The organism is Photobacterium profundum (assembly GCF_003026285.1).
GTDB classification, from domain to species: domain Bacteria; phylum Pseudomonadota; class Gammaproteobacteria; order Enterobacterales; family Vibrionaceae; genus Photobacterium; species Photobacterium profundum.
This window is the reverse complement of record NZ_PYOD01000003.1, coordinates 453,374-466,781: the sequence shown is the minus strand read 5'-3', so window position 1 is coordinate 466,781 and position 13,408 is coordinate 453,374. Positions and strand designations below refer to the sequence as shown.

General features: G+C 40.2%; 10 protein-coding genes. 6 read left to right on the top strand and 4 right to left on the bottom strand.

The features are described 5' to 3' along the window. Nucleotides 1–80: 80 nt before the first annotated feature. Both pdsS and pdsR read right to left on the bottom strand, forming a co-directional pair. Entirely contained in the window at nt 81–2,324 is a 2,244-nt protein-coding gene (pdsS, locus tag C9J48_RS11645) for a proteobacterial dedicated sortase system histidine kinase (protein WP_258191560.1), read from the bottom strand. A gap of 18 nt (nt 2,325–2,342) precedes the next feature. Beyond that, complete coding sequence (gene pdsR / locus C9J48_RS11640; RefSeq protein ID WP_006229607.1) at nt 2,343–3,029, bottom strand: proteobacterial dedicated sortase system response regulator; 687 nt, start codon at nt 3,027–3,029, stop codon at nt 2,343–2,345. Between the two features lie 259 nt (nt 3,030–3,288). Between pdsR and pdsO the strand changes: the two genes are divergently transcribed. The 4 genes from pdsO to bla all read left to right on the top strand — a co-directional run bounded on the left by pdsO (nt 3,289) and on the right by bla (nt 5,384). Then, nucleotides 3,289–4,047: a sortase-associated OmpA-like protein PdsO gene (gene pdsO, locus C9J48_RS11635; protein WP_006229608.1), complete on the top strand. Its 759-nt coding sequence runs from the start codon at nt 3,289–3,291 to the stop codon at nt 4,045–4,047. Nucleotides 4,048–4,093: 46 nt separating this feature from the next. Next, nucleotides 4,094–4,330 (top strand): hypothetical protein, encoded by a 237-nt coding sequence (locus C9J48_RS11630; RefSeq protein WP_006229609.1) that lies wholly within the window; start codon nt 4,094–4,096, stop codon nt 4,328–4,330. Between the two features lie 23 nt (nt 4,331–4,353). Then, nucleotides 4,354–4,563, top strand: a complete 210-nt coding sequence (locus C9J48_RS11625) for a hypothetical protein (protein ID WP_006229610.1) — start codon at nt 4,354–4,356, stop codon at nt 4,561–4,563. Nucleotides 4,564–4,628: 65 nt separating this feature from the next. Beyond that, nucleotides 4,629–5,384 carry a subclass B1 metallo-beta-lactamase gene (gene bla, locus C9J48_RS11620; protein WP_006229611.1) on the top strand — a complete coding sequence of 252 codons (756 nt, stop codon included), beginning with the start codon at nt 4,629–4,631 and terminating at the stop codon, nt 5,382–5,384. Nucleotides 5,385–5,552: 168 nt separating this feature from the next. On the opposite strand, the gene C9J48_RS11615 is transcribed toward bla, so the two are convergent. After that, nucleotides 5,553–6,515 carry a chemotaxis protein CheV gene (locus C9J48_RS11615; protein ID WP_006229612.1) on the bottom strand — a complete coding sequence of 321 codons (963 nt, stop codon included), beginning with the start codon at nt 6,513–6,515 and terminating at the stop codon, nt 5,553–5,555. A 403-nt stretch (nt 6,516–6,918) separates the two neighbouring features. Between C9J48_RS11615 and fdhF the strand changes: the two genes are divergently transcribed. Together fdhF and C9J48_RS11605 are read left to right on the top strand one after the other, a co-directional pair. Further along, the gene (gene fdhF / locus C9J48_RS11610) at nt 6,919–11,076 is read left to right on the top strand and encodes a formate dehydrogenase subunit alpha (RefSeq protein WP_006229613.1); all 4,158 of its coding nucleotides are present in this window, start codon (nt 6,919–6,921) and stop codon (nt 11,074–11,076) included. Between the two features lie 501 nt (nt 11,077–11,577). Continuing rightward, a complete protein-coding gene (locus tag C9J48_RS11605) occupies nt 11,578–11,949 on the top strand; it encodes an NADH:ubiquinone oxidoreductase (protein WP_107281127.1) in 372 nt (123 codons plus the stop codon). Nucleotides 11,950–12,031: 82 nt separating this feature from the next. On the opposite strand, the gene nagA is transcribed toward C9J48_RS11605, so the two are convergent. Further along, on the bottom strand, nt 12,032–13,168 hold the full coding sequence (gene nagA / locus C9J48_RS11600; protein ID WP_107281126.1) for an N-acetylglucosamine-6-phosphate deacetylase: 1,137 nt from the start codon (nt 13,166–13,168) through the stop codon (nt 12,032–12,034). Nucleotides 13,169–13,408: the final 240 nt, after the last annotated feature.

Here is a 13,408-nt window from a genome sequence, read left to right as displayed (position 1 = left end):
AGGCGTTATTTTATATTATCAATCTAATCTCCATTATCAAATGAATACGCTGAAGATATATACTCAAACCTTCTTATACCTTATTTATCATTTGCATCCAAAGGCAGCGTAACAATGACTTCCACACCTTTATTATCTTTTCTATTCCTAAGCATAATTGTGCCATTATGATATTCAGTAATGAGTCTCGCAATAAACAATCCCAATCCTAAGTGTGGCTTATTTTGCTTGTCTTGAGTTCTAATTGAGATCATTGAGTTCAATAATTGATCCGTCATGTTATCAGGCAGTAAAGGGCCATGATTACTGACGATTATAGAAGCGTATGTTTGTGCTTGAATCGTTTCACTAGAAAGGCTGACTTCAATCTCAGATTTGTTGTGGCTGAAATCTTCCGCATTAGCGATTAACTTATCTAAGAGCTGTGCAAGGTAATCGGGTGCTCCATCAATCATCACATTTGTTTCTGGCACCTTTACTTTAAATTGTTGCTCAGGAAATGCCATTTGATAGCCGTGCATACAGCCTGTTACTAGCTCATTTAGTGGGAATACCTCTTTTTCTGCGCCCTGTAGGCTCTGCTCAATACGTGTAGCTTCAGTCATACTGGATAGAATGGTACTTAAACGATGAATACCATCTTGCGCCCGTGCAATATAACGCTGTGAATCTTCATCTTGGTTATGCATTGAAAGGTTTTCAATTGAAGAACGCACTACTGCTACGGGGGTACGTAATTCATGTGATAAGCGTGAAGACAGGTTCTCTAAATAATGATTATATTGCCCTAATCGCCCAACCATAGAAGCTAAACTTCGAGAAAGATCGGCAATCTCATCACTGCCTTTTGCTGGAGAAATGGTTTTCTGAATACGTCCTTGGCTATCTATTGCTTGCTCAGCTTCATCTCTTAACTGCCGAATACGTGATGATATATTTGAAGCGAATAAGAATAAGGTAATGGTTCCAATAGCCATAATGGCTAGTATTATATTAAACAACTTTTCTAAAGCACGATTACGCAATGTTTGGATGCCATTCGTCGATTCTTCAGCAACAACGGCCCCCATTACATTATTATCAAGCCAGATGGGGTAGGCTGCCGCTAATATCATGGCTTTTTTATCTTCAGAAAGTCGCCATTGTGAATAGCCTCTGCCTTGCAGTGCTTGCGAAATATGTACACCTTTAAGGTTTGCAGCATCTTGTTGAGAGTCCGTAAACTGCTGAGGTGCTGATATCAGAAATTTGTAGTACAAGGGGTGCAATACATTCTGTTCAAATACTGACCACCACGAATCATCATCTTCACGGTATTTTACAGATGAAGACCAAACACCATCTGAATCTTGAATATCACCAGTTTGAGCCAGTATTCGTTGGTGGCGATCAATAACTGAGATGCGGGAACTATTATGACCCATACCTTTTAAAATTTTATCTATTTCAGGCGATGGAACCAGAACCGTTCCTAATCGATTGAGATGAGATGTATTAGATGTGCCAATAATGGTATCAATAATACGATTCCTGTTATTGTTTATATCGTAAAATGAAAACCCAAGTTTATTACCGAGCATCGTGAGCGGAATTCGGAGCTCAAGGTTATAGCCGCTTTCTGTATTTTGCCAAAAACCTTGAATATCACTGGCAGCCACTAAAGAAGCAGGATCGATCATGCTGGTATTATCGCTAATAGCTGAATTTTGATTATTATCGGTTGGTTTCGCTATACGGAACGCATTTACCCAGCCACTTTCGTAAGGTGAAATAACATAACGCTGAAATTCACCGTTTGGCGATGTCATCGCAATAATTAAGTGATCACTTCGATCAACTCGTGCCGAATTTTTACGCCGCATAATCGGCGACTTATCATTTACTTCGAATACAGCGTAAAGGTAGCCTTGATATTTTCCTACCATGTGTTTGAAGTTAATACTGTTTGATGTGGAATAAGGGCGGCGGCTGAATTGTACATAATCACGACCATAATTCACCATTTGATTATCGTAATCGTGCCAATCAGACAGTTTTCCATCTAGCTTGATCGGGTTTTGTAAATCGTAAGCATACAGATCTTTGCCTTTTTCAACCGACTTAAGAAAACTGGCTTGAAGATTAAACAGATTCGGGCGTTCATTTAATGCAGTTGCAACAGCGCGAGTGGTGCCAATTAAGGTTTGCTCTTGGCCTTGGCGAAGTAGCTTTTCCATTTCCCATACATATTTATACCCAAGCCAAGGAAGTAACAGTAAGAAACTTGATATTAGAATGACTTTTGTGCGTAAACCAAAGCGTAATTGGGGGCTGAATTTCATCATTCTATTTTTCATATGCTCTTATACACCCCAGCGATAACCCATGCCGTAAACGGTATGGATACAATCAAACGCGTTGTCGCATTGAACAAACTTCTTTCGAATACGTTTCACATGAGAAGTGATTGTGCTGTCATCAACAACCACTTGTGCCGCCTGCATTAAGTCATCACGACTTTTAACATGACCTGGACGTTTAGCTAGCGCATAAATCATCCAAAACTCAGTCACTGTTAATTCAATGGGTTGATGCTTCCAAAAAACCTGCATACGGTTTTGATCTATGGTCAGCGAATCTCGTTCAATTAATGATTCTTGTTCGGTAGGGGTTGCCATTACCTCACTACGGCGAAATAACGCTGCAATACGGGCAATCAAATGCGGCAAGCTGATGTCTTTGGTGAGGTAATCATCAGCGCCCATGCGTAAACCACAAACCGTATCAAAATCACTGTCTCTAGCCGTTAAAAAGATAATAGGAACAGTTGAAGACATGGCCCGTAGTGATTGGCATAGTGAAAAACCACCATCGATTTCATCTTGTAAGCCGATATCTATGATTGCTAAATCGGGCAAACGTTCTTGAAAGGCGGTTAATGCATCAGGACGATTATCGTATCCTTGAACGCTATAGCCATGCTTTATCAATACGTCGGTGTAGTTTTCACGGATGGCGACTTCATCTTCAACGATTGCAATTCTTTTCATGGGGACCTTGTTTCTCTTTTATATGAATTGTTTCTATGTGCTGACTATACAACAAAAAATGGACTAAAAAAGGGGAGGAAACACATTGCCTTTTTTTCGCCACATTTGATCACCATATTGCCATTTTCTTTCCTCTGTATCGCCAGATCAACTTGCTTTAATGACTACATCGAAACGGCAACCTGCTTTGAAACGTTACTTCAATAAAAAATGTGCGTTGCAGGTTACTCATAATAAATAAGACGATGAGGAATACATCATGAAAAAGCAATTAATTACGACTTTGGTTACAGCAGCACTTCTTACTTCAGCAATGGCACCAACTGCTTACGCTAACCAAGCTGATCTGCAAACTGCAGACGATACATATGTAGTGGGTGAGCAAGAGCAACTGATCGGATTAGGATCGGGTGCTGCTTTTGGTGCATTAGTTGGGGGCCCTGTTGGCGCGGTTATTGGTGCAATGGTCGGTGGAATTGTTGGAACAGCTGTCGGACAAGATGAACACATTAAATCCCAAAACGAAGACATGGTTGAATTGACCGCGCGTAATACCGAACTTGAACGTATAGACGTTAACTATAACCAAGCCCAAATCGAGATTGCTCGTTTGCAGCAAGATTTACAATTACAAAGCGAAGAGCGTCAAGCATTAATGCTCGAAGTAAATGTACATTTCCGTACTGGTTCATCAGATATCGAGCCGCTTTTTCAGCAGCAACTTGATGAAATTGCTGAGCTGATGAAGCAATCACCAGAAATGAGTTGGCAGCTAGCTGGGTATGCCGATCGCCGAGGTGATAGCCAGAAGAATTTTGATTTATCCATGCGCCGTGTCGATGCCGTTCGTGATTACCTAGAATCTCAAGGTATTGATACTGATCAGCTTCTTGTTGATGCCTACGGTGATTTAGAGCCATTAAAATCAGAACAAAACTTTGAAAATGACTTCTTTGACCGCCGTGTAACTCTACGCAGTACCCAAGGTGATGTATACACAGCTCATACGTACCCGTAACACATTATCTAATAGACATATTTAATTATCGACAGTGGAGATTTTGATGAAATCAAATAAACCGGAGGCACCTAGTTGGGTGCTTCCAACTCTTATTCTATTACTACTTACCATGCAATTATCAGTGAGAGCTGAAGATATAAGAGAACCACAAATAGACACGCTTTACGGCGAAACATTGGAACTGGTTGATAACCAAGATCAAGAGAGTCCACCTGAATGGCATGAATATGATGGGATGCAACAACTCGCGGTAAGTAATGTATACGTTCATCGTTTTTAATGCTTTAAAAAGGGATTTACATAATGCAAGTTATCAATATAAGTGACCGCGTAACTAAAATATTGAATTGTTTGAATTATGAAAAACAGTTCATTGATTGGGAAAGTATGGCTTATGCTGCAGAGTGTAAGGCTATCGCATTTTGTCGGCATTATTTAAAAGTGGATGAGGGGCAATTAATGTCGTCTTTTATGAAGTTATCGGTAGTGCATTTCAGTGTTATTTATTGTTAATACAGCATGTTAAATCAACCAATGTATCAACTTTTTAGATCGTTAAATAATAAGGTAGAAAACTGATGAACAAATTAATATTATCTCTTCTCTTCGTTTTTAGCCTTACTTCTTTACCTTCATTTGCTGAAAATAACAACAGTAAACTTGATATAACATTAGTGACAGACAACGTATATCTCGTAAAGTCGTATAGAATATTAAAGCCTCTTGATCCGCTAGAACAATCAATAACTATGGACGCTAATTCGATTATCTATGTTGATGGTAAAGACGCCTATTATATTGATACGCCATGGAATGCTACTGATATGCCTGAACTTATGGCTTGGTTAGATGATCATGAATTGATTCTTAAAAAAACGGTATTCACCCACTTTCATGAAGATCAAACGGGCGGTCTTAACTATTTACTCGATCATAAATTTGAAACGTATGCATCCCAAAAAACGAATCAGTTACTAATAAAAGAGGGTAAATCAGCGGCTAATAACGAGTTTACTGTGGGTAGTTTTGAGTTTTTAAAAGACAAAATTGAAGTCTATTACCCCGGAGCTGGTCATACGTCCGACAACTTGGTTGTCTGGTTACCAAAAGAAAACGTACTCATTGGAGGCTGTTTACTGCGTGCAAGTGAAATAAAAAACATTGGTTGGATTGGTGACGCAGATACTGAACAATGGACTCAATCAGTACAAAAAGTGCAAGGCAAATTCCCAAATGTAAAATTCGTGATTCCAGGTCATGGAGCGGTTGGAGGCAACCATAGTATTATCACTCATACAATAAAAGTAGTTAATGAATTTAATACCAAAAAATAGGGTTTGCGTGCAACAATAGCTAAAGTCTGTGGTATTTGCCAAAGAGCACAAATAAAACCAGTTGTATAAATCTAGATAAGTTTTTGACCATTTTGGCTGTGTATTACCTGACCATTAACTTATCCAGAAGGGTATTAAGCATTGTGATAATTAATTTTTCAATAACGATTAACTTGAGTGGCTAGGTGCGTGGCCTAATACTTCACGTAAACGTTCTTGAACAACATCGACCAATACATCAGGCTGAAATTTAGAGATAAACCGATTACAACCGACTTTTTCAACCATGGCCTCATTGAAGCTGCCACTCAGCGATGTATTCAGTGCGATAAATAAATCACTCATGCGTGGGTCATTACGCACTTCATGTGTCAGTTTATAGCCGTCCATTTCTGGCATCTCTGCGTCGGTGAACATCATAAGAATTTCGTCTGTGATTGTTTTACCTTCATCACACCAACCTTTTAATAAGGTTAGGGCTTTCATACCGTCGTTAGCTTCGATGACTTCAATACCCAGTTGAGACAAGGTATCGCGAATTTGACCACGAGCAGTTGATGAGTCATCAACAATCAAAATCTTACGACCATGAAGTTGATTTACAATAGTTTGATCTAAGACTTCATCCGATATTTGGATGTTGTAATCGATGATTTCAGCTAGCACTTTTTCGACATCCAAAATACTCACTAAACGTTGCATACCATCACGTTCAATTTTAGTGATCGCTGTTAGGTAATTATTTGGTCCTACTTGTTCTGGTGGTGCTTGAATATCTTTCCATGTCATATTAACAATGTTCATTACCTGACCGACAAGAAATGCCTGAATAGTACGGTTGTACTCAGTAATAATGATATTGCACTCGTTATTCTTTTCCATACCACGCATGCCTATTGCACTGCGTAGATCTATAACAGGAATAGATGTACCTCGAATATTGGCGACACCACACACGCTGGGATGTGACCCAGGTAAAATATTCAAATGAGGAAGTTTAACGACTTCTTTTACCTTGAAGACGTTGATAGCAAAAAATTGAGACGTATTAAGTTGAAAGATTAAAAGCTCAAGTCGGTTTTGGCCAACAAGTTGAGTGCGTTGATCAACTGAATCTAAAATATTGGCCATAGTCTGCTTTAATCCAAATAATTATCAAATTTATCAGTAAATTATAAAGTAGCGATTAGGTAAAAGTCACGTTCTAAGTACAAAAATATGAATCGTTTATTTTTTATTACATTCGTTAATAAAGAAAACAGCTTTAAGCGAGAGATAGCTCTCATTCTGGTAAATATTCAAAATATAAAAGCCGACAGTGTTCCAAATCAAAGAATTTTATTCTGCTTTTGATACGTTGGGGGAATAAGTAAAAATTGATGATTTTTCACCCGTCATCCTTGAGCTACTGCCATTCGTAAATACGAACAGTAATAAATGTTCGGTCATTACTATAGTACATATCAATTTGATAAATATGATTACGGTCAATGATTAATTAGATGCAGTGCCGAGAACCATAAAGAGGCAATCAATGATAAATGTCACAATAGATGGACAAATATTCCCCGTAAATGCGCAACAAACCCTACTTGACGCTGCAGCTGACTGTAATATTGAGATACCGTCACTTTGTGGCCTTAATAAAAATGGCGAGAAAGTGCCTTGTGAACTTTGTGTCGTCGATGTGGCAGGACAGGGTATTCAACGTGCCTGTGAAATTTTACCCGTTGAAAACATGATTGTGACCACTGTTTCTGAAGAACTGTCTTCACTACGTCAAACCGCGCTAAACCGTATTCTTTCTGATCACTATGCTGATTGTGAAGCGCCGTGCCAAACAGCATGTCCTGCTGGTGTAGATATTCAATCTTATCTTTACCATATTTCTCAAGATGATCATGCTAAAGCAGTAGAAGTGATTAAACGAACACTGCCTATGCCGTTATCCATTGGTCGTGTTTGCCCTGCATTTTGTGAAACTGAATGCCGTCGTGGGTTAGTCGATGAGCCAATCGCTATTCGTCAACTTAAACGACATGCCGCCGATATTGATCTTGCTGCACAAGAGAATTATGTACCACCAAAGAAAATATCAAAAGGTATGTCGATTGCTGTAGTCGGTAGTGGCCCCGGTGGTTTAACGTGTGGCTATTATCTAACAAACGAAGGTTACGATGTAACGGTATTTGAATCGATGCCTGAAGCGGGTGGCTGGTTACGTTACGGTATACCTGAATACCGATTGCCAAAGGCGATTTTGGCTAAAGAAATTGAACTAATGTGCCGAAATGGCATGCATGTGTTGACATCTAAGAAGTTAGGCGATGATTTTACACTCACGCAACTCACTGAAGATTATGATGCGGTATGCTTAGCAGTTGGTGCTTCGCAAGCCGTAGAAATGAATTATACCGGCAGTGACCTTAATGGCTGCTATCTAGGTGTCGATTACCTAAAAGATTACGTCACTGAAGGTCGTTATATTACAGGTAAAAAAGTAGCCGTTATTGGTGGTGGTAATACTGCTATTGACTGTGCACGAACAGCTGTACGTGACGGTGCCGATACCACGCTTATTTACCGTCGTACACGTGATGAAATGCCTGCTGAAGATTATGAAATCGAAGAAGCTGAGCATGAAGGTGTTAAATTTCACTTTTTAACAAACCCTGTTGAAAATATTGCTGACGCGAATGGTCACGTTTGTGACGTTAAGCTAGAAAAAATGGCACTGGGTGAGGCTGATGCATCTGGTCGTCGTCGACCGGAACCGACAGGTCAATACTTTACCGAAGCGTTTGATACCGTTATTGCTGCTGTTTCGCAAAAGCCTGATTTAAGCTTCATGGATAAAGAAGAATTAGACCTGCCATTAACGCGCTGGAATACTCAAGATGCTAATCCGAATACCATGCACTCTGGTTTAGGAAATGTATTCAGTATTGGTGATTTCCGTCGTGGCCCCGCAACAGCCATTGAGGCGGTTGCAGATGGACGTATTGCTGCAGAGGCGATTGATCGCTTCTTCGACGGTGATATGGAAAACATTCCAGTTAAGCTTTTTAATTCTCAAAAAGAGCGCAAGTTAAAGCAGGTTGCTCCTGAGCAGTTTGTAGAGATTAAAAAAGTAATGCGTTCTGTAATGCCAGAGTTGAGCACGAAAGAGCGAGAGTTAAGCTTTAGTGAAGTTGAAACGGGTTTTAACAATGACGAAGCAATGCGCGAAGCGGCACGTTGTTTAGAATGTGGTTGCCAAGCAAATACCGATTGTAAGTTACGTGACTATGCGACCGAATATGATGTGGCTGAAACTGAATTAACCAATGAGAGTTGCCAAAAATTCCATGTAGATGATAGCTCTGAATTCATCGTATTCGACGCTAACCGTTGCATTAGTTGTGGTCAGTGCGTTGAAGCCTGTAATGAAAAAGCGGTGCACGGTACATTGAGTTTCGCTAAGAATGCTGATGGTTCAAGCGCAAGTCGCCCTGAATGCCGACCTGGTTTCGATAAAGGTTACAGCATGGGTGATTCGAACTGTGTGCAATGCGGGGCATGTGTTCAAGTGTGCCCCACTGGCGCACTGGTCGATAAGCGAGATAAGTCGCAAGGTCGAATCGAAATGCTGAAGCCGGTTGAGACGATTTGTACCTATTGCGGTGTGGGTTGTAAGCTGACGATGTATGTCGATGAATCATTAAATCAGATTCGTTATGTGCAAGGCGTAAAAGACTCGCCAGTAAACCAAGGAATGTTATGTGTTAAAGGACGCTTTGGTTTTGATTTTGTAAATAGCAAAGAGCGTTTAACAACCCCGTTAATTCGTAAAAATGGTGAATTGCAGCCAGCTAGTTGGGAAGAGGCTATCTCGTTAGTTGCAGACAAATTCAATGCGATTAAAGCAGAAAGAGGCGGTAATGCGTTAGCGGGTTTCTCGTCGGCTAAAACCACCAACGAAGATAACTTTGCATTCCAAAAGTTTATTCGTCGTGAATTAGAAACGAATAATGTCGATCACTGTGCGCGTTTGTGTCATGCATCCACAGTTACAGGGTTAGAAGCGTCAATTGGTAGTGGCGCAATGACCAATGACATTCCAAGCATTAAATTCTCTGATGTGGTGTTTATCATTGGCTCTGATACGACATCGGCTCACCCGATCATTGCATCACATATCAAGCAAGCGATTCGCACGGGTAAAACACGCTTAATTGTGGCAGATCCTAAGCGTATTGATATTGCTGAACATTCTGAATTGTATGTTGCACATCGCCCAGGTACCGATGTGATGCTAATGAACGGTATCATGCAGCAAATCATCAAAAACGGCTGGCATGACCAAACGTATATTAATGAGCGAACAGAAGGCTTTGAAGCATTAAAAGCAGAAGTCATGCTCGATAGCTATGCCCCAGATAAAGTTGAATTGATCACGGGCGTGAAAGCGCAAGACGTTATCAAAATGGCGCAGATGATTGGTACAGCTAATCGTACTGCAGTGTATTACTCGATGGGTATTACGCAGCATACAACGGGCCATGATAATGTACGCTCTGTAGCTAACTTGCAGATGTTGTGCGGAAACATTGGTATTGAAGGTGGTGGTATTAACCCATTACGTGGTCAATCTAATGTACAAGGTGCTTGTGATATGGGGGCACTACCAAACAACTTCCCTGGTTACCAGAAAGTACATGTGCCAGAAATTCATGCCAAGTTTGCCAAAGCATGGAATAAACCCAACTTACCGAAAGAGGATGGGTTAACCCTAACCGAGATTATCGATGCAGCATGTCATGATCAGGTGAAAGGTTTATATGTAATGGGTGAAAATCCAGTTCTGAGTGATCCTAACCAAGCGCATGTACTAGAAGGCTTAGAGAAATTAGATTTCTTAGTGGTACAAGATATTTTCTTAACTGAAACTGCGCAATATGCGGATGTCGTTTTACCGTCATGTTCTTTCGCCGAAAAAGCCGGTCATTTCACGAATACTGAACGCCGTGTTCAACGTATTACTCCTGCGGTTAATCCTCCAGGTGAAGCGAAGGAAGATTGGTGGATTATTCAAAGCATTGCAAATGCAATGGGGAGTGATTGGGCGTATCAATCGGTAAAAGACATTACTGAAGAGATCACCCAATTAACGCCACAATATGCGGGCATTCACTGGGATCGTGTCGGTAGAGATGGTCTTCAATGGCCGTGTAACGACAACGCACCTGACGGTACGCGTGTTATGCATACCTCTCAATTTACCCGTGGAAAAGGGGAGATGGCTGCTATCCCATTCCGTTACGCGGCTGAGTTACCTGATGCAGAATATCCACTTATTTTGACAACAGGCCGTTTATTAGAACAATTCCACACTGGCACCATGACAAGAAAAACCCGAGGGTTGGATAACTTGGCTGGACCTCGTGCAATGATTTCGGTTGTTGATGCAGAGCGTCTGGGTGTACGTAATGGTGAGATGCTAAAAGTGTCGACACGTCGTGGCAGTATTGAAACTCCCGCATTTGTTACCAAGCGTATGCAAGAAGGTGTGGTATTTGTACCGTTCCATTTTGCTGAAGCGCCTGCAAACCGTTTAACGACGACAGCAACGGATCCTCATGCGAAGATCCCTGAGTTCAAAGTGGCAGCGGTTAAAATTGAAAAGGTACGTGTGTCAGTAGAAATCTGCTGATGCTGTGAATTTGTAGCTGTTAAATCATTCAATTTATAAATGAATGGTTTAGCATTACAGAAAGACTGAGAATCTGAAACCATCAATAGCACCTGTTATTGATGGTTTTTTTATATGTAATACATGAATAGTACGTTTTTTGTTCTGTTGAATGTGAAAACTTAAATTCCATATTTAATAGCGTAATGAAGATAATTTCACACACTATAAAAGTGCGTAAAGGAATAAAAGAACAGTCTATTAGAGTTTTTAAATCTAAAAGCTTACTTTGTAACTATTTCTTACAATTAACGTTGAGATTAACAATTTGGCAACAGTTGATAGTTAAGTGTCCATATTGCAGGTGGTTATAATGTTACAGGATGTAAAATTGTGAAAAATTAAGTAATTAAGGGTAACGGCCTTCATGGTGGCTAGTATGAAAATGAACCAGAAAGTGGGAAAATACCCCTGTCAACGCGGTTTTATCTTGAAGGGATGCTTTCTATTAATGAGGTTGTTATGAAATTTGGTTTTATTCTGCTTTTATCAATTGTAGCTGGTGTACTTTCAGGTGAGCATTTCCATTCATTCATGGTTGGCTTTGGAATTGCGGCAGTCGCTGTGGGCACAGGCTACTGGTTAGCTTTTCGCTCGACACGTTATCCTCAATTAGCGGCTTTACTTCTTTTAATGGGAGTGGCGGCGAAAATGGGCGTGACAGTGGTAGGTGTGATGTGGAGCCTTGAAGCAAACTTGATCAATTCACCGTTTGTATTTTCTTTATCGTACTTATTCTTCTCGATTGTTGCGACTTACTTGTATTTTACACTTCGTGAATTCCAAATGAATCGTACTGCTAAAATGAATGTATTGGAAACTCAGGCAGCATAATTAGTTATAATAATATTCCATAGAAAAGGGGCTGATTAACTATCAGCCCCTTTTTTGTGTTTGCTCGTATTTCGTCGTGAGATTAGCGAGAAGTAAAGTCGTGTTGTTTACCCATCTGAATAACATGCTGTACTTGATTATCATCAGTTAGCAATGTGATATTCGCTTTATAGCCCGCCTTTAACTGACCGTATTCGTGGTCAAGTTTTAATGCTTTTGCAGGGTAGAGGTTAGCCATTCGCAATGCTTCATCACGCGTAAGCCCAACATGATCAATAAGGTTTCTTACACCTTCAATCATGGTAATTGCAGCACCTGCGATAGTACCGTCTGCATAATGGCATTTACCACCTGTCACGTAAGCCGTTGTGCCTGCCATGTCATATTCAGTTAAGTCTGTGCCTGCTGGATTAACAGCATCTGTTACCATAAACAGCTTTTCACCCATCAGTTGGTGGGCAATGCGAACAGAAGCGTATGAAGAGTGAATTCCATCAACAATGATGCCAGCATGTGGCTTTTTATCGAAAACATAACCGACTGTACCTGGTTCACGTGAACCAAGTGGCGTCATCGCATTATATAAATGCGTCGCCATTGTGATGCCATCTTTTTCAGCAAGTTCTTCATATGTTGAGTTAGTGTGACCAAGTGACACTGTAATGCCTGCTTGTGTCAGAATATCGATAACGTGCTGTGAGGTGTTTTCTGGTGCTAGTGTAATCACACTAATTTTATCTGCATTATCAGCAAGGTAATGCGCTGTTATTTCGTCAAGTTCACGAATTAAGTGTTCTTGGTGAGCACCCTTTTTAGCTTTATTAATAAAGGGACCTTCAAGATGTAGACCCAATACGCCTTCTTTGCTTGGCTCATTAATATCAGCAACCATATCAATAGCTTGCTTCATTGATTTAGCTTGGCTAGTAATAAGGGTTGGTAAATACTGCGTCGTACCGCTTTTAAGGTTGGTTGCGTTCATTACATCAAGTGTTTCTTTTCTGATGTCCGTATTAAGTAATACGCCGCCACAACCATTTAATTGGATATCAATAAAGCCAGCTGTTGCTAATAAGCCATTAGCATTGAAGGTTGTTGCAGGTAACTCTGCGTCTTTCATCGGAACGATAGACGTTATAGTGTCTTGATCAATGATAATCGCTTGGTCTAGAAGGGTCGTGTGACCATCAAAAACATTAACATGCGTTAGTGCAAACATAAGTATCTCGTTATTATCCGCTAGTAACTGCCTTCTGCTTATTGTGTATAAACGCAATAACTCAGTTGCAGAGATATGCTGAAGATGAACTCCGCATAATTATAGTTAAAGATGGGATTGCATTGTTACAACAGCACGCCCGCTCAAATTTGTTAGATTTAAGATTTAATCTTAATTCTCGATAGAAAATAAGATATATGAAAAAGGGCGCTGTAGTCAATAATACGAGTTGATTTAAAG

What these genes read in the sequence shown, in the direction of transcription:
- pdsS (WP_258191560.1), bottom strand. Translation starts at nt 2,324, where the DNA reads ATGATGAAATTCAGCCCCCAATTACGCTTTGGTTTACGCACAAAAGTC.
- pdsR (WP_006229607.1), bottom strand. Translation starts at nt 3,029, where the DNA reads ATGAAAAGAATTGCAATCGTTGAAGATGAAGTCGCCATCCGTGAAAAC.
- pdsO (WP_006229608.1), top strand. Translation starts at nt 3,289, where the DNA reads ATGAAAAAGCAATTAATTACGACTTTGGTTACAGCAGCACTTCTTACT.
- C9J48_RS11630 (WP_006229609.1), top strand. Translation starts at nt 4,094, where the DNA reads ATGAAATCAAATAAACCGGAGGCACCTAGTTGGGTGCTTCCAACTCTT.
- C9J48_RS11625 (WP_006229610.1), top strand. Translation starts at nt 4,354, where the DNA reads ATGCAAGTTATCAATATAAGTGACCGCGTAACTAAAATATTGAATTGT.
- bla (WP_006229611.1), top strand. Translation starts at nt 4,629, where the DNA reads ATGAACAAATTAATATTATCTCTTCTCTTCGTTTTTAGCCTTACTTCT.
- C9J48_RS11615 (WP_006229612.1), bottom strand. Translation starts at nt 6,515, where the DNA reads ATGGCCAATATTTTAGATTCAGTTGATCAACGCACTCAACTTGTTGGC.
- fdhF (WP_006229613.1), top strand. Translation starts at nt 6,919, where the DNA reads ATGATAAATGTCACAATAGATGGACAAATATTCCCCGTAAATGCGCAA.
- C9J48_RS11605 (WP_107281127.1), top strand. Translation starts at nt 11,578, where the DNA reads ATGAAATTTGGTTTTATTCTGCTTTTATCAATTGTAGCTGGTGTACTT.
- nagA (WP_107281126.1), bottom strand. Translation starts at nt 13,168, where the DNA reads ATGTTTGCACTAACGCATGTTAATGTTTTTGATGGTCACACGACCCTT.